Below are 17,143 nucleotides of genomic sequence, written 5' to 3'. Positions count from 1 at the left end.
AAACAGCCCCTTCTTAGATGAAGGGGCTGTTTTTTTAATTTTCTTTTTGATAACGAAGTACAGGCTTTCTTGCTGCGAGCGTTTCATCCAATCGCTTAACAACTGTCGTATGAGGTGCTTCTTGAACGATTTCTGGTTTTTCTTCCACTTCTTTTGCAATTTGAATCATTGCATCAATAAACGCATCCAGCGTCTCTTTTGATTCAGTTTCAGTTGGCTCAATCATCATGCACTCTTCCACAATGAGAGGGAAGTAAATTGTCGGCGGATGATACCCAAAATCAAGCAATCTCTTCGCAATATCCAAGGTGCGAACACCGAGCTTTTTCTGGCGTTTTCCTGACAAAACAAATTCATGCTTACAATGACGATCAAATGGTAAATCATAATGTTCTGCTAATCGTCTCATCATGTAGTTTGCATTTAATACCGCATTTTCCGTTACTGCTTTTAAACCGTCTGGTCCCATAGAGCGGATGTACGTATAAGCACGGACGTTAATACCAAAGTTTCCGTAAAACGGCTTAACTCGTCCAATAGACTGTGGACGATTGTAGTCAAAAGCAAAGCCGCTTTCTGTTTTGACTAGTACTGGCTTTGGTAAGAACGGAATCAAATCTGCTTTTACACCAACTGGACCAGAACCTGGACCACCACCACCGTGTGGGCCCGTGAATGTTTTATGCAGGTTTAAATGCACAACGTCAAAGCCCATATCACCTGGTCTTGCTTTACTTAATACAGCGTTCAAATTCGCTCCGTCATAATAAAGCTTCCCACCAGCGGCGTGAACGATTTCTGCCATTTCCAAAATATCTTCTTCAAAAAGACCCAACGTATTTGGATTTGTTAACATAAGAGCAGCTGTTTCTTCGCTTACTACTTTACGAAGATCATCTAAGTCTACCAACCCATGTTCATTAGATTTTACAGTAACTGTTTCGAAACCAGCTACTGTTGCCGAAGCTGGATTTGTACCGTGAGCTGAATCAGGAACAATTACTTTCGTACGCTTCGTATCCTCGTTCGCTTCATGATAAGCACGAATCATCATTAATCCTGTCCACTCACCGTGAGCACCTGCTGCTGGCTGAAGCGTAACTTCATCCATCCCTGTAATTTCTGTTAAGTGTTCCTGTAAATCATACATTAACTCCAGAGCACCTTGAACGGTTTCTTCATCTTGAAGTGGGTGGATATTAGCGAATCCTGGAATACGAGCTGTATATTCATTAATTTTCGGATTATATTTCATCGTACAAGAACCAAGCGGATAAAAACCGGAGTCTACCCCATGATTACGTTTTGAAAGAGCGGTATAGTGACGCATAATGTCTAACTCAGATACTTCTGGAAGTTCCGGCGCTTCGGTACGTACATATTCTGCTGGCAGTATTTCTGTACTGATTACTTCCGGCACGTCTAGTTCTGGTAATGAGTAGCCAACACGTCCTTCTTTACTCATTTCAAAGATAAGCGATTGATGTTGATTATGCATAAAGATCCCCCAATTCCTTCACAAGTTGGTCGATTTCTTCTTTTGTACGGAGTTCAGTAAAAGCAAGTAGCATATGATCCTTAAGCTCATGATAGTCACGACCTAAATCATAGCCGCCAATGATGTGTTTAGCTAGTAACTTTTGATTTACTTCCTTACTAGATTGAGGTAGTTTTACAACCAGCTCATTGAAGAATGGCCCATTAAATACAACGTCTACTCCACTTGCTTTTAATGCATTATATGCATAATGCGTTTTTGATAAGTTTTGGGTAGCCATTTCCTTTACTCCTTGCTTTCCTAAGGCAGTCATTGCTACTGAAGCTGCAAGTGCATTTAGCGCTTGGTTTGAACAAATGTTTGAAGTTGCTTTATCACGGCGAATATGTTGCTCACGTGCTTGAAGTGTTAACACAAAGCCGCGTTTACCATTTTCATCAACCGTTTGACCAACTAAGCGCCCTGGAATTTTACGCATCAGCTTTGTCGTTGTAGCAAAATACCCGCAATGAGGACCGCCGAACTGTGTTGGAATACCAAAAGGTTGTGCATCTCCTACAACAATATCAGCACCAAACTGGCCTGGAGGAGTTAGCAACCCAAGGGATAGTGGGTTACTTGATACAACAAACATTCCTTTGCCTTGATGAGCAATGGCTTCAATTTCTCTTAAAGGTTCTACTTGACCGAAGAAGTTTGGATATTGAACGATGACAGCTGCTACATCATCATCCATGCGCTCCTTGAGCACAGTCAAATCTGTTACGCCATCTTGACTTGGTACTTCTACGACTTCAATGTACTGACCTGCTGCGTACGTTTCTAATACAGCGCGTGATTCCGGATGAACTGTTTCTGAAACTAACACTTTTTTCTTTCTTGTTTGACCTGCACTTAACATTGCTGCCTCAGCAAGTGCTGTACCACCATCGTACATAGATGAATTGGCAACATCCATTCCTGTTAGTTCACAAATCATCGTTTGAAATTCAAAAATAGCCTGCAGTTCTCCTTGTGAAATTTCAGGTTGATATGGTGTATAAGCCGTATAAAACTCTGAACGCGAAATAACGTGATCAACAATAATTGGCATATAGTGATCATAAACACCCGCTCCTAAAAATGAAGCATATTCCTTTACGTTCTTATTTTTAGTAGCCAAGTTTGTTAATTCTTTTATTAATTCAGATTCTGATGCCGCTTTTTTTATATTATATTCCCCTTGGAAACGAACGCTTTCTGGAATATCTGAAAATAGCTCATCCACTGAAGACACGCCAATTGCCTTTAACATTTGCTGCTGATCTTCTGATGTCATTGGTAAATAACGATGTACCATTCTTTTGTCCCCTCTCTTTAATTACCCAACATTATTTTGAACGCTTATAAAAAGGTGTCTTCACGACTTTTGCTTTTAAACGTCTTTTTCGCACTTGCACATATACTTCTGTACCTAGCTCAGCATATTTAGCATCAATAAGTGCAAGACCAATGTTTTTATTTAAAGTTGGCGATTGTGTGCCTGTTGTAACAAAGCCAATCTCTTCTTCCTCACTAAACACTTCATATCCGTGTCGTGGAATTCCTTTATCAATCATTTCAATCCCAACAAGCTTGCGGCTCGGGCCTTCTTCACGCTGACCCTTTAATACTTCTTTGCCGATAAAATCCTCTTTATCCGTTTTCACAGCAAATCCGATACGTGCTTCAATCGGCGTAATATCTTTTGAAAGCTCTTGGCCATATAAAGCTAACGTTGCTTCAAAACGCAGCGTATCTCGCGCTCCCAAACCACATGGAACGACCTCTTTATTTTTTAAAAGTTCATTCCAAAGCGTTACTACATCTGATGCAGAACAATACAGTTCAAAACCATCCTCGCCTGTATAACCTGTACGTGAAACAAGCACTCTCACACCAGCTACTTCTACATTATCTTTAAATGTAAATGGCTTTAGGTCAGATAATGATTCAGCTGTTAATCTCTGCAAAACATCTTGTGCAGCTGGACCTTGCAAAGCTAGTAAAGCAAATTCACTTGAACGATTTACAAGTTCGATATCCTGTGACTTATGTTGTTGTAACCATTCAAAGTCTTTTTCAATATTTGCTGCGTTTACAACCAGCAGGTAGTCACCTTCCCCTTTTTGATAAACAAGGAGATCATCCACTGTGCCTCCATCTTCATAGCACATCGCAGTATATAGTGCTTTACCTGGACGTAATGCTGAAATATCATTCGTCATAACTTTTTGTAAAAATTCCAAGCTATTTGTACCTTTCACATCGAACTCTCCCATGTGAGAAACATCGAACAAGCCAGCTTTTGTACGAACCGCATGATGTTCTTCTTTAATGGATGAGAATTGAACTGGAAGAGCCCAACCTCCAAAATCAATAATCTTTCCACCGTATTGTTGATAGACATCGTAAAGTGGTGTTTTGTTTAGCTCAGTCATTTAACATCCTCCTCATATAAGGCCATTTGCTTTGGTTTTGGGGAATCATTGTATCTTTTTACACATAAAAAAGGACAGAGAACTCCCTGCTATATAGCAGGAAGTCTCTGTCCTTTTCACCTGAAAGTTTACCCGTTAAATAGGTTTGCCTCGTGGGTGGTCTATTCGAAATAGACGCTCTCCAGAGTTGCGTCCAACAAGAGTCTTTTTGCCTGAGAGATTCACATGTTGTTTGCTCCTTCGGCGCTACTTTAAAGCAGTCTCTCCCCTTGTCATCATTCGCCTCTATAAAGTTTGTAATTTTGGGCATACTACTAAGAAACTATTACTTACACATATCAATAACACAATAGTTTTTTTAGTGATAATCTATTTTCTATTTAAAATTTTCTAAAATATATTTTTATCCTACATGATTCTGTTCAGCAGTTCAATAAAAACTTTCAGAAAGGAGCAAAACTAACGATGAACATTAGTATGAAGCAAGATGAAGCATGGGAATCTACTTTTTTAAATAAACTTGAACAAGATGGACCTTGGTCTGATTGGGAAATGTATAAATTAGCATATGAAATTGAGGAGCAAACGTTAATTACTGAATTCGAAGGTCTACAAGCACCTCGTCATTTAACAGATCTAACGCCACATCCACACCAGTTAGAAGTAGCTAAAAAAGTGGTAGAAGAGATGAATGGAAAAGCAATTCTAGCCGATGAAGTGGGGCTTGGAAAGACAATTGAAGCAGGGCTTATCCTAAAAGAATATATGATTCGTGGTCTTGTAAAAAAAGCCCTTATTCTTGTACCGGCATCTCTTGTATCTCAATGGGCAATGGAACTTAATCATAAATTTTTCATCCCTGCTGTCCCCCAAAAGAAGACGTACGTGTGGGAGCAATGCGACGTAGTGGTATCATCCATTGATACAGCCAAACGCTCTCCTCATCGTGAAATTGTGTTAGAACAAGATTATGACCTTATCATCATTGACGAAGCTCATAAACTAAAAAATAACAAAACAAAAAACTATGAGTTTGTTCAAAGCTTAAAGAAAAAGTTTTGCTTATTATTAACAGCAACACCAATTCAAAATCGTGTAGAAGAGATTTTTAATTTAGTTTCGTTATTAAAGCCAGGGCATCTAGGAAACAAAGATTATTTTGCTGATTTATTTTCTGCTAAGAAGCGTTCGGTTCAAAATGATGAGCATTTAAAGGAGCTCGTTAACAAAGTGATGATTCGAAATCGCAGGCAAGACACAGGTATTGAATGGACAAAGCGCATTGTTCAAACTGTTCCTGTTGAGTTTTCATCTGAAGAACGAGAATTATATGATCAAATCACCTCATTTAAGCAGCATGCCCATCTACCCAGCAGTTCCTTTGCCATTTTAACATTGCAACGCGAAGCTTGTAGCAGTCGTGAAGCCGTATTTATGACGTTAAAAAGCATGCTTGAACGCCAAGAGGATGAAAATAGTGAAAAAGCTACTCAGATGCTTAAACCATTACTTGAAAAAGTACAAACAGTTCCTCAAAATGCAAAAGCAGAAAAGGTGATTGAATTAATCCAACAGATTAATGATAAAGTCATTATTTTTACGGAGTATCGTGCAACTCAGCTTTATTTACAGTGGTATTTAAAACAACACGGTATTACATCGGTTCCGTTTAGGGGTGGATTTAAGCGTGGGAAAAAGGACTGGATGAAGCAGCTTTTTGAAAGTCACGCTCAGGTTTTTATCGCAACGGAAGCTGGTGGTGAAGGAATTAACCTTCAATTCTGTCACCATATTATTAACTACGATTTACCTTGGAATCCAATGAGATTAGAGCAGCGGATTGGGCGCGTTCATAGACTAGGCCAGCAGCATGACGTGCACATTTATAATCTAGCAATTGAAAATACAGTCGAAGAACATATTTTGAAGCTGCTTTATGAAAAAATAAATTTATTTGAGCGTGTTGTTGGCGAGCTGGATGAAATTTTAACAAAGCTAGAAATTGACAACATTGAAGATCACATTCAAGATATCCTTCTTCATTCACGAAGTGAAGGAGAAATGAAAATTAAGATGAACAATCTCACATCCATTATTGAATATCACGAAGATGAAGAAGGTGAACAACATGCAGCAAACTGACATTCATCAGTTTCTCAAAACATATTTTACGGCACACGGCTGTAACTTGACAGAAGACCACCCATCTTACTTAAAAGTTCAGCTTACTATTGACATGGATAAAGAGCTTATGAATCGGCCCTTTTATTGGCATTATATTGAAAAAACAGGTGGAGAACCTAATCCGGCTTCACTTACGTTTATAACTGATCCAACTTATGATGATTCATCTGTACAAGGCGAAAAAATTCACTTTGGTTCACCGCGCTTACACCAAATTTTTGGCTCTGCTCAAAAATTTGGTGGATTCGTTCATCTATATGAAAAAATGCATTCTCACTCACAATCGCAGCGTTCGCTTCAGCCTTGGCTTGCTTTAAATATGAAAGTATCGTATAAGTGTGACCGAAAAAAAGATGAATTACTATCGCTTGGGTTAAATTTAATTACAGGAGTAATTCTTGATAACTTTCAGCTGATGATGTCCAAGCAAGACTTTACGTCAAAGATTCCCGACTACTGCTTTACACTCTCACCAATCATTCGCCCAAAAAGTGGAATTTCAAGATTATCAGCTTATGTGGAAGATCACATTTCAAAGCAACCGATGGAATGGGCTAAAAAAGCGCAAGAAAGATGGTATGAAGACCTAGGACTTTTAGATCATTTCTATGAGAATATGGAAGAAGTACCGGAAAGCTATACAACAGAAAAACAAGCCTTACAAGATTTATATGAGCCTGTTATTTTAACAAAAATAACAAATGGAGGGTTGTTCTACCTGTCTGAACAAACTGTAAATCATCACCTTTCACGTCACTTCGCATAAGACATTTCATAAATAAAAAAGGTAAAAAGAGCGCTAGCTACTTTTTACCTTTTTTCGTATTTCGATACCAAATTTGAAATGACAGAGGAATCATTCCAAACCACCTATTAAAAAATGGATCTCGTGCTTCTTTCTTTTCAATTCGTTTGGTTTTACGAATCTCTTTCGGTTGATCCATATATTGAACAAGCTGCTGCGTTACGTACTTCACATAGTCGTTTGTTTTCAAATAATCATCTCCTCACGAACTAGTATATCCTCGCTGAAAAGCTATTAATCAAAACAAGAAGACTTTATGGTGATGTAACACACTCTTTCCTAACTAATAATATGATACGTTATATTCCATTGTAAGAAAGAGGTTGAAACAACTATGAGTCACTCTGGATTCGTTCCTGATAATTCGAATATTAAGAAGACGTCTGGTACACCAAACTTATCGTTTAACTACCAAAACAGCATATTATTTAAAAGAGACGCCAACAACATTGCGTATCGAGTAACATCTACTCAGCTTCCCGCCATGATTGGTGGAGCTTTTGTAGACTTATATTTAACAAAAGGTCATATGAGAGAACCTCATTGGCATCCTAACGCTTGGGAATTAGATGTTGTTGTATCTGGAGAAGTTCAAGTATCTATTGTAGATCCAGATACAAGCAGTCTACACACATTTCAAATTAAAGAAGGAAATGTAGCTTTTATCCCAATGGGTTGGTGGCATTGGATCGAACCACTAACAGAAGAAGCCCATTTACACCTTTTCTTTAATAACGACCAGTTCGAATCATCGGAAGGATCGGATATCCTCCGCTTAACACCTCCCGAAGTATTTCAAAAAGCTTATAATGTCAATGAAAAGACAATTAAACAAGCGTTGGAGCCCATCGATGAAACCGTAGTTATTGGTCCACCTTCCAATAATTACTCAGACCGCGATGTTGAAAAGCATCATGTAAAAATCAAAATCAACGATAAAGATGTTGAAATCGATGATTAATGACAAAAGACCTTGAATTTTTGATAAATTCAAGGTCTTTTGCTTTGTGCCTAAACCCAAGCAATCACCTTACCGCTTTCTCGCTGAAAAGTAATTGTATGAATAAGTTGTCTCCCTTCATTTGTAGCGCAGCGAACCTGAATAGTCACACTATCCTCCGCTTGCCTTAGCACTTGATACTTAACCGTTCCTGAATCATAAGTCATGGATCCATCGCTTTCTTGTGAAAAATGATGTCTGCGAACATCAACTTGTAAATCTCGAATTCCTTTTTGAAGTAAATAATCTAATTCATGACGCTGATTTACTTCTGCATAAAATGTACTTTTCGTTACAAAATACACTAACTGATGGGACAGTAAAAACAAAAATAATGCACTAAAAGCTAGTACAAAAGGGAGAACAAATCCCGCTTGGCACGCTTTTGTAGCCTTATTCAACGTGCATAAATGTTTTAATCGCTGTTTCATGAATTTCACCGTGTTTATATACCACCTTAATACGAAGTAAATTGTTTTGGTGCTTGTACTCAATTGATTTCACAAACTGCAAGACAACTTCATGACCACTCTGATCGACTCTTCGACGGACTTTATCACTAAAAGGTTCATACGTAATTAAGGGCTCTCCATTTAGTTGTAAGGATAAAATTTTTTCATTAATACTAACATGCTGCGCTCTTCGATATTCCTTTGTTAGCTGCTGAATAAAGATTTCCCATTCCATTTCCGTCGCTAAATTATCCTTATCATGGTTTGGGTTAGCTAATGACAGAATAGGTGGAATGAAGGACACTATGACAAAGAAAATCGTTAAACTAAGTAACATCTCTACTAATGTAAAACCTTTTTGGTTCTTCATTGTAACGTAGATTCACATCTTTCTATTGTTTTCTGATTAACTCTTTTCCAAGAAACACACCACTCTGAAACCGGTTCTTCTTTGAATACAATGACATAGTCAATGCCGTTATACGTCCTCTTTTCAGACAGTAAATGTTTTTGATTAGCCTCAGTCATGACTTTTTCATACAAAAGTGCATTTCCCACATACATTCGCTTCTTATCTTTTTCAGCTTGTATTGCTTGAATATATAAAGGAACAATGACGGTAGTGAGCATAATAAGCGCACTGAATGCTACTAGCATTTCCAGTAGTGTGAAGCCTGTTTGATTATCATATTTTCGTAACATAAAAGCGCCCTCTTCCAATTTGGAACGTGACCTTATATGTTTCTTTGTTGTTCGAAATGAACAAACTTTTCGCTTGAGAAATATTTCCTTGCTCATTGTATTGAATTGAATTTGTGCCGCTGCTAAACACAATACGAATGTTGGAATGATAACCTCTTTGCATAATGGGCTTTTCAGCTCCAACTCTAAGCAACACGTATCGGGAATTCACTGGCTCAAATGTAAGCCTTGCCGGACGTTGCGTAGTCATAGCTAGCTGCTGCGTATAAAAGGTATCTGCTTGAAGTTGACGTAAAAAAGAGGTTAACTGATAGTGGTCCATAAGAGGTTTTAAATTGATGACAATAATTAACACCATAACTTGCACAACGGCTAATATGATTAAGGACTCAATTAGCGTAAAGCCTTTTTGATTCATTTTACGAGTTTCCATCACTCGCTGATACCCGCCCATCCGTGCCTATTGTAATTTTGGAACCATTTGGACACACCGTTCCTTCTTTTAAGTACCCTCCGCTTTCAAGATCGTTTAAAGTAGGTTTTTTTCCGTTTTCAAGCTCATACACCTGTACTTGTGCTTCGACTGTCTTCACTAAAGCAGAACACCCTTTATTGTTAATAACAGCATTGTGCTTTAATACGTTTGGCACCATAATAAGCAATAGCACTGTAATAACTAACATAACAATGAGCATCTCAATTAAAGTAAAACCTTTCTCATTTTTTAACATATTTGAATCTCCTTTATAAACTCGACATGATTTCTAGCATTGGCATCATGACTGACATATACATAAGTAGAATAACGATACCGATAAAAGCGAACGTAATTGGCTGAATATACTTTAGAATATGAAAAATCCACTCTTCCATTCTCTCGACCATATATAGACTGTAGTCGTACAATTCTTCTGCTAAATCACCATTTTTTTGTCCATGAATAACCACCTCTGCTAAATCTTTTTGATAATAAGGGCGGGATTGTAGAATTTGATTAAGAGCTTTTCCCGCGGCAAGTTCTGTTGTGAAAAGCTTGGCCTCTTCTCTAAAGAACGGATAATGTTGCTGCAATTGAAAGAGTGAAAGACACTCGTAAATTGACAGCCCCCCTTTTAATAAATTACTTGTATGGACAGCAAAAAAATATGAATTGAACAGCCTAGTAAATTGCTTCATAAAAGGAACCTTCATTAAGATATTCATCTTTTCTACAGGAGCTAGTTTTTTTGTACTAATAAGATACAAACCTCCGATTAGCAATAAGGTTCCTGTAATCCCAACAAGTGCATGTGGAAAGTAAGACATAGTCGACATGAAGATAAGAAGAAACGGTGATTGTTCGTGTCCCATTGTTTTATACAGAGACTGAAAATGTGGTAATAAAACGGTGCTTAATATGAATAAAATTCCCAGTATAAACCCTAAAAGTAAAAGTGGATATTGTACTAGCTTTTGAAATCGTTTTTTGTTCTTTATTTTCTCACTTAGCATATAACTACTTTCTTTTAAAGCAAAATGAAGGTCTCCATGCTGTTCAGCAAAATAAAGGTAGCTTAGCACATCTCGGTGAAAATTCAGTTTTAAAAGACAGCTGTGCAAAGAATTCCCTTGACGCATTTCTGTTAAACAAGCTTTTATATCGCTGCGCTGCTTCGCTGATAGCTGAAATGCTATAAAAGATAAGGCTTGAGATAACGTATAGCCTTTTTCAACAAGCTTTGATAGCTGACTTAACATTTTAGCTTGTTTAGAAAGCCCCCAATGTTTGTTAGATCTTTTTCGTTTAATAGGACCCCCACCCATCTAGCGCATGTGAATATAAATAGCCAAGCGCAATACCTTTTCGAATTGCATCTCTTAGTCGTGCATATTCATATTGAAATTCCTTTCCTTTCACTTCATTGAGTACTTGATTTACTTCTCTCCCATATAGAAGCTCATACACGCTTGCCTGTCTATTTAAACGCTCTCTCTTACATAGTGGATGACATTTCCCTTCACAGAAATTACATTTTATTTCGACCAATCGCTGCGCAGCTACAGCTACCAACGTTTGTTCAATTTCTTGAATACTAACACCAAACTCAAGCAACCGATAAATAGAGCCTTTTGTATCTTTTGTATGCATAGTTGTCAACACTAGATGACCGGTTAAGGCTGCACGAACCGCGATTTGAGCTGTTTCAGCGTCACGAATTTCACCGACCATAATAATATCAGGATCATGACGTAAAATTGCTTTTAATCCCGTTGCATACGTAATACCAGCTCGTTCGTTGACCTGTACCTGCAGGACTTTTTCGCTCTGCTGTTCAATCGGATCTTCAAGCGTAATGACATTGCGATTTAACAAATGTTTAACCTCATGAAGTAGCGTATATAAAGTCGTTGTTTTACCAGATCCCGTCGGCCCAGTAAACACAATTAAACCATGTGAATGCTTAAGCAGCGAAATAAGTTTTTTTGTATGATTTTGAAAAAGTGATAAGTGTTTAAGAGAAGTTGTTTGTGTTTGGGGTAATACACGAATAACGAGACTTTCATCCTGCGATGTAGGTAAAGTGGATAAACGTAGATTAACTTTGATGTGATTAATTGTTGTAGACAGTGCACCATTTTGAGGCTTGCGTCTTTCACCAATATCCATGCTTCCTAGAAATTTAAAATGGGAGATAAGTCGTTCAGATACATCTTTTGGGAGCGTTTGATGAGCCACTAAATCTTGATCAACCCTTAGCTGAACTATGGCATCTCTAGCTCGAGGAATAATGTGAATGTCTGAGCTCTTCATCTCACATGCTTCACCAATCATGCGGGTGGCTAATTGTTCAATTTCGTTCAAAGAACATCTCTCCTTTTCCTGTCATATTTAAGCATGTTTCTCGGTAGTGTTAGTTAAAATTCGACTTATTTAGATAAATTCCTTCTTTTTTTATTTTTTTTTCAAAAAACCGACTCAGAACTACTTTTTCCACGAAAACATAAAAAAACGGTAACGATTTATTTAACTTTAATCGTTACCGTTCATTCATCTATTATAACTACTGACATTACCCCACCATGGATGAAACTTTTTTCTGCTTTTTTACTAAGTTTTTTAAAGCTGATTCATTGTATCCTACTACAAGCTTTTTACCATCTGTTAAGATGGGCCGTCTCAGAAGTCTTGGTTGCTCTATCAACAAATGAACGACTTCCGATAGCGTCATGCTTTCTACATCGACATCTAAATTTTTATATTCTTGACTCCGCTTCGCTAAAATTTCGTCAATACCTTCAGTTGTCATTGATAATAGTTCAAGCATCTCTTCATAAGTAGGGGTTTCGCGGAAAAGGTGGCGCTCATTGAAATTAACTTCTTGCTTTACAAGCCATTTTTTCGTCTTACGACAAGATGTACAACTTGGATACGTATAAAACATCACTGATTCCATTTTATAGCCTCCTGTAAGATCGTTTAATTAATTTATATACATTGTACATGTTTTGTATAACTTTTGTACACTATTTTATATTATTTTTGTTGTTTTTCATAAAAATATTAACAAAACCCAAAAGATAACGTTTTCATCAAACTATAAATGTACTATAATGGAAAAGAATTACTTATCTTTTTATATACACGTGTTTAATACTCGTTAAACACGCTCGCTTAGATTATATTTACAATTGGATAAATTGTACTTTATAATTAATAATTGACAAGTGGGATAAAGGAGGCAACAAACATGGAACGTATGTACCGTGTAATGGGGTTTTGGACAGGGATTTTTGCAGTCATGTTTTACCTTGGACATATGCCACAAACATCCTTGCTCTTTTTAGCTCAAACAGGTTTTTTTGTCTTACTAAGCTATTTAAAACTGTCAGAACGTATGTACATCTATGTGTTTGGTGCTTATTTAACAGTATTCTTTGTAGGATTTACTTACTGGAGTACATTTATGATGGCGCCAGGCGGACAATAATGATAAAAAAAGAAGCAGCGATGAATTTATCGCTGCTTCTTTTTTAAAATCCATTTAAGAACGGATTGTGATCCATTTCCTGACCGATTGTTGTTTCTGCACCGTGTCCAGATAAAACTAACGTTTCTTCAGGCAGTACTAAAAGCTTTGTATGAATGCTTTTCAACAACTGTTCGTGATTCCCATCATGTAAATCGGTACGTCCAACACTTCCTTCAAACAATGCATCTCCTGAAATAACTAACTCTGCTTCTTTAAAGTAAAGGGATACACTGCCTGGTGAGTGACCTGGCGTTTCATATAATTCAAACGAAAATGATCCAATCGTTGTACTACCCTCTCCGGCAAAAAGCGTCACATCAGATTTAACCGTTACTTCTCCTAAGCCAAAGAATGTGGAACCATTTACTTCTGGATCTTTTAACCAAGATTTTTCTTTTTTATGAACATATATAGGGATAGAGAAATGTGATGCTACATCATCCACTCCACCAATATGATCAAAGTGCGCATGAGTTAACACCACTGCTTGTGGTTTATATTGTTGCTTATGTATGAGTTGATTAAGCTTTTTTCCCTCGCCGCCTGGGTCAACAATTAAGCATTCTTTATCATTATTTACGAGTAAATAGCAGTTTGTTTGTATAGGTCCTAGCGGTACGCGATGATATTTCATCAGCAGCGCCTCCTTATCTTTCTAAGTTCATTGTCTCTATGTTTTATCATACACATAAATATAGATAAATGAAAACCCTTGAACATTGTTTTGCGAATTTTTCACCTCGACAAATGTTTAGAAAAGTTTTACAATAAAGAAGTTAGAAGTATGTTAGCGCTTTACTTTCAATCCTTACAAATAAGGAGGTTGTTTCATGGGACTAATGATTATATTAGGCTTAACAACACTATTAGGTATTTTTGCCGCTATTTCATCTTTGCGCAATAAAAACTTCCTTGGAGTAGGCTTTGCTGTGGCAACGTTTGCTGTGTTTGGTTGGTTTACGGTTATGACTATTTTACATCACGGATATCCAGCAGCTCATTAACGAATGAGTATAAGAAAGCGCCTCTTTTAGAGGCGCTTTTATTAATATTATACTTTATTTACATGCAAGCATATTCATTGCATTAGCCAAAATGGCTTCTGTTTTTGGATATAAAATATGAAATTGTGATAAAGGAATTGGGTTAATTCCTTTACCAAGTTCAAGCGTAAAGCCCAACTTTCCAGTTTCAAGAATGAACCAATCCTTATATCCAGCATGACTGTCAATTGTTCTTACCGCTCGGTATCCGCTCACTTTCTCAAAATAATCAGCCATTTCTTTCGCTTCCTTCGGTTCTGTATTCATATATCCCCAGTAAAACTCTTCCCCTTGTGTATGCAGCGCAATTACACAGTCAAATTGATAACGTTTTGCAACTTTTACCATGGCTTTAGCCTCAGGTTCAGATAAAGGAGCATAGCCAGGGAAGTCTCGAAAATGAGGTGACTTTGGAATTTTTCGATCCCTTTCAATTTCCCAATATGCTGGAAATTGATTATTTAAATCCACTCCTCTAATATTTGCTTTCCACCCTTGAAAATCATCAACCTCCCTTCCTATATAAGGAATGAAAGCTGCATACCCTTCTTGCATGTTTATTCCATCTATAACTAAGTTCACACCATCTGGATTTACCATTGGTACAATTGATAAAGTAATATTTTCGTATAAAAGCTGAGCGTCAATTCCGGCAACGCGTTCTCCTCGATAAATGGCTCGTAAATATGTTTCTAGAAATTTCATTAGCGCGTTTGTTGTAATCCACTCGTTTGCATGGAATGAAGCATTTATATGTACAACATGGGTTCCATGGCCAATGAGTAGATGTGGAATTTGTTTTCCAAGTACACTCCTTCCAATGCTTTCAACCTTTCCATAAGGATACTTAGAAAGTAGTCGATAGAGGTCAGTTACTGTTCGCTCATAGTTATATGGAACAAATTCATTTACAATGGTCATCACATCACGCTCCTCTTTATTATCTATATGTTAAAACTATGACGAAGCATGAACAAAAAAAGACTTTAACACGAATGTTAAAGTCTTTTTTCTTATTCTTTATCAGCTTCTTTTTGCTTTTTATCTGGACGATAATTTGTTCCGTCATAGAAACGTAGAAGATCTCCATATACAATTTGGTCAGAGTAACTTAATTCCTGCTTTGCTTTCTCCATATAAGGTTCACAATTACTTATATCTGTTTCTTGCTCAGTAGATTTATCATAGCATTTATCACTAGCATACACATATTTATCGGTGATAAAGCTTCCGTCACGAAGTACAGTGAAATCTAACTTATCTTCCGAAAACATATCTGTTCCAAACTGCACGTGATTATCTGTAGCTATACCTAATAAGTGTAAAATAGTAGGTTTTAAATCAACTTGACCTGAAACTTTTGAAATTGTTTTATTATCGGTTTCTCCAGGAATGTGAATCGCCATAGGCACTCGCTGTAGCTGTGTCCATACATAAGGCGTTACTTCTTTTCCTAGATATTTTTCCATTGCTGCGTTATGGTTTTGTGAAATACCATAGTGATCACCATATACAACAATAATGGAATCCTCATACAATCCTTCGTCTTTTAGCTTTTGAATGAATTGTTTAAACGCTTCATCTTGATAACGTAATGTTGGGAAGTAACGATTTAACGTGCGACTGTTTGAATCGTACTCATCAACCATTCGATCTTCTTCATCTAGCTCAAACGGGAAGTGGTTTGTTAAGGTAATGAACTTTGAATAAAAAGGCTGTGGTAATGTTTTCATATGTTCCACAGATTGTTCAAAGAATTCTTTATCTTTCAATCCCCATCCTACAGAATTTTCATCTGTTACGTTGTAATCATTAATATTGAAGAATCGATCGTAACCAAAGTTAGGGTATACAATATCTCGGTTCCAGAAACTACTGTTATTTGCGTGGAAAACAGCAGAGTAGTAACCTTCTTCTTTCAATATTTCAGGCGTTGCATTAAATTCATTGGTTCCATGCGTAAAGAATACCGATCCACGCCCTAGTGGGTACAGTGAATTGTCTAATAAGAACTCACTATCAGCAGTCTTTCCTTGTCCTGTTTGGTGATAAAAATTATCAAAGTAATAGCTCTCTTCAATAAAGTCATTTAAAAATGGCGTAACTTCTTCACCGTTTATCGTATTATTCACAACAAAACTTTGGGTAGACTCTAGTGAAACAACAATTACGTTTTTCCCTTTTGCTTTTCCAAACATATCAGGATTTGGGTCTTTTTGATTTGCTTTTAAGTAGTTTTCTGTTTCGACAAATTCGCTACTATCAGCAAATGCTCGCTGGGCTTTTGTTTTTGACTGCAGTACAATATCGTAAATATGATAGTTGTACGTACCGATATTTTTCACCAGCATTTCACGATCAAATGCACGAGTTAATAGTTCTGGACGTTCTGTTTCAGCGAGAGCCAAGTTTGAAATAAACACGGCCACCACTGCGATATAAAAAGCAAACCTTGTCTTACGAGTAGTCGGCTCGTCTACTTTATTGTTTGCTTTAAATAAGAAAGCGAGAATTGCTAGAAAAATCACGTCTACAAACATTAAAACGTCCGTCAATTTAAACAGCTCAAACGCACTGTTTCCTAAGTCTCCCATATTACTTGTTTGAAAAAGAACGGGTAACGTTAGGAAATCATTAAAGAAACGATAGAACATGACGTTTGCAAATAAAATAAAGGAAACTATGAAGCTAGTAGTTAAAACGTAAGCTTTAGCTCCTTTACGTGTTTTAAAGAATAAACCTACCCCTAGAATAAGCAATAAAAAGCTCAGTGGGTTTATAAACAATAGAAACTCTTGTGTCGAATTCTCAATTGTAATATCAAACTGTGTTTTATAAACAATATATGTTTTTATCCAAAGTAAAACGACAGCAGTAAGAATAAACGACAACTTTGACAATGAAATTTTGTCTTTCATTAAGGACCTCCTTATCCACTGTTTTCAGACATAGTAAATGTCATATAACGACCCTAATCTTAATGTTTTTTT

General features: G+C 37.0%; 20 protein-coding genes and 2 riboswitches. Of the genes, 5 read left to right on the top strand and 15 right to left on the bottom strand.

Annotated features, from left to right (window positions below):
* Window positions 1-34 precede the first annotated feature (34 nt).
* Genes gcvPB through gcvT form a run of 3 tightly spaced genes read right to left on the bottom strand, consistent with a single transcriptional unit; the run spans window position 35 to window position 3,957 of the window.
* Window positions 35-1,498, bottom strand: a complete 1,464-nt coding sequence (gcvPB, locus tag V2145_RS02340; protein WP_330987292.1) for an aminomethyl-transferring glycine dehydrogenase subunit GcvPB — start codon at window positions 1,496-1,498, stop codon at window positions 35-37.
* Window positions 1,491-2,837 (bottom strand): aminomethyl-transferring glycine dehydrogenase subunit GcvPA, encoded by a 1,347-nt coding sequence (gene gcvPA, locus V2145_RS02335; protein ID WP_094910782.1) that lies wholly within the window; start codon window positions 2,835-2,837, stop codon window positions 1,491-1,493. The genes gcvPB and gcvPA overlap by 8 nt, the downstream gene beginning before the upstream one ends.
* A 31-nt stretch (window positions 2,838-2,868) precedes the next feature.
* Complete coding sequence (gene gcvT / locus V2145_RS02330; RefSeq protein ID WP_311856705.1) at window positions 2,869-3,957, bottom strand: glycine cleavage system aminomethyltransferase GcvT; 1,089 nt, start codon at window positions 3,955-3,957, stop codon at window positions 2,869-2,871.
* Window positions 3,958-4,062: 105 nt separating this feature from the next.
* Window positions 4,063-4,144, bottom strand: a riboswitch (glycine riboswitch).
* 3 nt (window positions 4,145-4,147) lie between these two features.
* Window positions 4,148-4,236, bottom strand: a riboswitch (glycine riboswitch).
* A 186-nt stretch (window positions 4,237-4,422) separates the two neighbouring features.
* Between gcvT and V2145_RS02325 the strand changes: the two genes are divergently transcribed.
* Complete coding sequence (locus V2145_RS02325) at window positions 4,423-6,099, top strand: DEAD/DEAH box helicase (protein WP_311856703.1); 1,677 nt, start codon at window positions 4,423-4,425, stop codon at window positions 6,097-6,099.
* Complete coding sequence (locus tag V2145_RS02320) at window positions 6,086-6,907, top strand: YqhG family protein (RefSeq protein WP_330987291.1); 822 nt, start codon at window positions 6,086-6,088, stop codon at window positions 6,905-6,907. The genes V2145_RS02325 and V2145_RS02320 overlap by 14 nt, the downstream gene beginning before the upstream one ends.
* A 37-nt stretch (window positions 6,908-6,944) precedes the next feature.
* Here the strand turns inward: V2145_RS02320 and V2145_RS02315 are convergent, their stop codons facing one another.
* Window positions 6,945-7,136 carry a YqzE family protein gene (locus V2145_RS02315; RefSeq protein ID WP_094910786.1) on the bottom strand — a complete coding sequence of 64 codons (192 nt, stop codon included), beginning with the start codon at window positions 7,134-7,136 and terminating at the stop codon, window positions 6,945-6,947.
* A 144-nt stretch (window positions 7,137-7,280) separates the two neighbouring features.
* Here V2145_RS02315 and V2145_RS02310 point away from each other — a divergent pair, with 144 nt between their 5' ends.
* On the top strand, window positions 7,281-7,907 hold the full coding sequence (locus V2145_RS02310) for a cupin domain-containing protein (RefSeq protein WP_131888291.1): 627 nt from the start codon (window positions 7,281-7,283) through the stop codon (window positions 7,905-7,907).
* A 50-nt stretch (window positions 7,908-7,957) separates the two neighbouring features.
* Here the strand turns inward: V2145_RS02310 and comGG are convergent, their stop codons facing one another.
* The 8 genes from comGG to V2145_RS02270 all read right to left on the bottom strand — a co-directional run bounded on the left by comGG (window position 7,958) and on the right by V2145_RS02270 (window position 12,534).
* Entirely contained in the window at window positions 7,958-8,377 is a 420-nt protein-coding gene (gene comGG / locus V2145_RS02305) for a competence type IV pilus minor pilin ComGG (RefSeq protein WP_311856701.1), read from the bottom strand.
* Window positions 8,340-8,768: a competence type IV pilus minor pilin ComGF gene (comGF, locus tag V2145_RS02300; protein ID WP_330987290.1), complete on the bottom strand. Its 429-nt coding sequence runs from the start codon at window positions 8,766-8,768 to the stop codon at window positions 8,340-8,342. The genes comGG and comGF overlap by 38 nt, the downstream gene beginning before the upstream one ends.
* Entirely contained in the window at window positions 8,765-9,100 is a 336-nt protein-coding gene (locus tag V2145_RS02295) for a type II secretion system protein (RefSeq protein WP_094910790.1), read from the bottom strand. The genes comGF and V2145_RS02295 overlap by 4 nt, the downstream gene beginning before the upstream one ends.
* Window positions 9,084-9,533, bottom strand: a complete 450-nt coding sequence (comGD, locus tag V2145_RS02290) for a competence type IV pilus minor pilin ComGD (protein ID WP_256993310.1) — start codon at window positions 9,531-9,533, stop codon at window positions 9,084-9,086. Before comGD ends, V2145_RS02295 begins: the two co-directional genes overlap by 17 nt.
* The gene (comGC, locus tag V2145_RS02285; RefSeq protein WP_094910792.1) at window positions 9,520-9,831 is read right to left on the bottom strand and encodes a competence type IV pilus major pilin ComGC; all 312 of its coding nucleotides are present in this window, start codon (window positions 9,829-9,831) and stop codon (window positions 9,520-9,522) included. Before comGC ends, comGD begins: the two co-directional genes overlap by 14 nt.
* 13 nt (window positions 9,832-9,844) lie before the next feature.
* Window positions 9,845-10,837, bottom strand: a complete 993-nt coding sequence (gene comGB / locus V2145_RS02280; RefSeq protein ID WP_256993311.1) for a competence type IV pilus assembly protein ComGB — start codon at window positions 10,835-10,837, stop codon at window positions 9,845-9,847.
* Window positions 10,838-10,883: 46 nt separating this feature from the next.
* The gene (comGA, locus tag V2145_RS02275; protein WP_094910794.1) at window positions 10,884-11,942 is read right to left on the bottom strand and encodes a competence type IV pilus ATPase ComGA; all 1,059 of its coding nucleotides are present in this window, start codon (window positions 11,940-11,942) and stop codon (window positions 10,884-10,886) included.
* A gap of 208 nt (window positions 11,943-12,150) precedes the next feature.
* The gene (locus V2145_RS02270) at window positions 12,151-12,534 is read right to left on the bottom strand and encodes a Spx/MgsR family RNA polymerase-binding regulatory protein (protein WP_094910795.1); all 384 of its coding nucleotides are present in this window, start codon (window positions 12,532-12,534) and stop codon (window positions 12,151-12,153) included.
* Window positions 12,535-12,828: 294 nt separating this feature from the next.
* Between V2145_RS02270 and V2145_RS02265 the strand changes: the two genes are divergently transcribed.
* Complete coding sequence (locus V2145_RS02265) at window positions 12,829-13,068, top strand: DUF2626 domain-containing protein (RefSeq protein ID WP_094910796.1); 240 nt, start codon at window positions 12,829-12,831, stop codon at window positions 13,066-13,068.
* Window positions 13,069-13,111: 43 nt separating this feature from the next.
* Here the strand turns inward: V2145_RS02265 and V2145_RS02260 are convergent, their stop codons facing one another.
* The gene (locus V2145_RS02260; protein WP_311856698.1) at window positions 13,112-13,744 is read right to left on the bottom strand and encodes an MBL fold metallo-hydrolase; all 633 of its coding nucleotides are present in this window, start codon (window positions 13,742-13,744) and stop codon (window positions 13,112-13,114) included.
* Window positions 13,745-13,940: 196 nt separating this feature from the next.
* Between V2145_RS02260 and V2145_RS02255 the strand changes: the two genes are divergently transcribed.
* Window positions 13,941-14,114 carry a DUF2759 domain-containing protein gene (locus V2145_RS02255; protein ID WP_025911564.1) on the top strand — a complete coding sequence of 58 codons (174 nt, stop codon included), beginning with the start codon at window positions 13,941-13,943 and terminating at the stop codon, window positions 14,112-14,114.
* Between the two features lie 54 nt (window positions 14,115-14,168).
* Here the strand turns inward: V2145_RS02255 and V2145_RS02250 are convergent, their stop codons facing one another.
* Both V2145_RS02250 and V2145_RS02245 read right to left on the bottom strand, forming a co-directional pair.
* Window positions 14,169-15,074, bottom strand: a complete 906-nt coding sequence (locus V2145_RS02250) for a M14 family metallopeptidase (protein WP_330987289.1) — start codon at window positions 15,072-15,074, stop codon at window positions 14,169-14,171.
* 92 nt (window positions 15,075-15,166) lie between these two features.
* Complete coding sequence (locus V2145_RS02245; protein ID WP_311856696.1) at window positions 15,167-17,071, bottom strand: LTA synthase family protein; 1,905 nt, start codon at window positions 17,069-17,071, stop codon at window positions 15,167-15,169.
* Window positions 17,072-17,143 lie beyond the last annotated feature (72 nt).

It is taken from the genome of Priestia sp. GS2, from assembly GCF_036409025.1.
In the GTDB taxonomy this organism is placed as follows: domain Bacteria; phylum Bacillota; class Bacilli; order Bacillales; family Bacillaceae_H; genus Priestia; species Priestia aryabhattai_A.
The sequence above is the reverse complement of the archived record's forward strand: the minus strand, read 5'-3'. Positions and strand labels throughout refer to the sequence as shown.

Coding starts and splice junctions, on each gene's coding strand:
- gcvPB (WP_330987292.1), bottom strand. CDS start 1,498: ATGCATAATCAACATCAATCGCTTATCTTTGAAATGAGTAAAGAAGGA.
- gcvPA (WP_094910782.1), bottom strand. CDS start 2,837: ATGGTACATCGTTATTTACCAATGACATCAGAAGATCAGCAGCAAATG.
- gcvT (WP_311856705.1), bottom strand. CDS start 3,957: ATGACTGAGCTAAACAAAACACCACTTTACGATGTCTATCAACAATAC.
- V2145_RS02325 (WP_311856703.1), top strand. CDS start 4,423: ATGAACATTAGTATGAAGCAAGATGAAGCATGGGAATCTACTTTTTTA.
- V2145_RS02320 (WP_330987291.1), top strand. CDS start 6,086: ATGCAGCAAACTGACATTCATCAGTTTCTCAAAACATATTTTACGGCA.
- V2145_RS02310 (WP_131888291.1), top strand. CDS start 7,281: ATGAGTCACTCTGGATTCGTTCCTGATAATTCGAATATTAAGAAGACG.
- comGG (WP_311856701.1), bottom strand. CDS start 8,377: ATGAAACAGCGATTAAAACATTTATGCACGTTGAATAAGGCTACAAAA.
- comGF (WP_330987290.1), bottom strand. CDS start 8,768: ATGAAGAACCAAAAAGGTTTTACATTAGTAGAGATGTTACTTAGTTTA.
- V2145_RS02295 (WP_094910790.1), bottom strand. CDS start 9,100: ATGTTACGAAAATATGATAATCAAACAGGCTTCACACTACTGGAAATG.
- comGD (WP_256993310.1), bottom strand. CDS start 9,533: ATGGAAACTCGTAAAATGAATCAAAAAGGCTTTACGCTAATTGAGTCC.
- comGC (WP_094910792.1), bottom strand. CDS start 9,831: ATGTTAAAAAATGAGAAAGGTTTTACTTTAATTGAGATGCTCATTGTT.
- comGB (WP_256993311.1), bottom strand. CDS start 10,837: ATGTTAAGTCAGCTATCAAAGCTTGTTGAAAAAGGCTATACGTTATCT.
- V2145_RS02270 (WP_094910795.1), bottom strand. CDS start 12,534: ATGGAATCAGTGATGTTTTATACGTATCCAAGTTGTACATCTTGTCGT.
- V2145_RS02265 (WP_094910796.1), top strand. CDS start 12,829: ATGGAACGTATGTACCGTGTAATGGGGTTTTGGACAGGGATTTTTGCA.
- V2145_RS02260 (WP_311856698.1), bottom strand. CDS start 13,744: ATGAAATATCATCGCGTACCGCTAGGACCTATACAAACAAACTGCTAT.
- V2145_RS02255 (WP_025911564.1), top strand. CDS start 13,941: ATGGGACTAATGATTATATTAGGCTTAACAACACTATTAGGTATTTTT.
- V2145_RS02250 (WP_330987289.1), bottom strand. CDS start 15,074: ATGACCATTGTAAATGAATTTGTTCCATATAACTATGAGCGAACAGTA.
- V2145_RS02245 (WP_311856696.1), bottom strand. CDS start 17,071: ATGAAAGACAAAATTTCATTGTCAAAGTTGTCGTTTATTCTTACTGCT.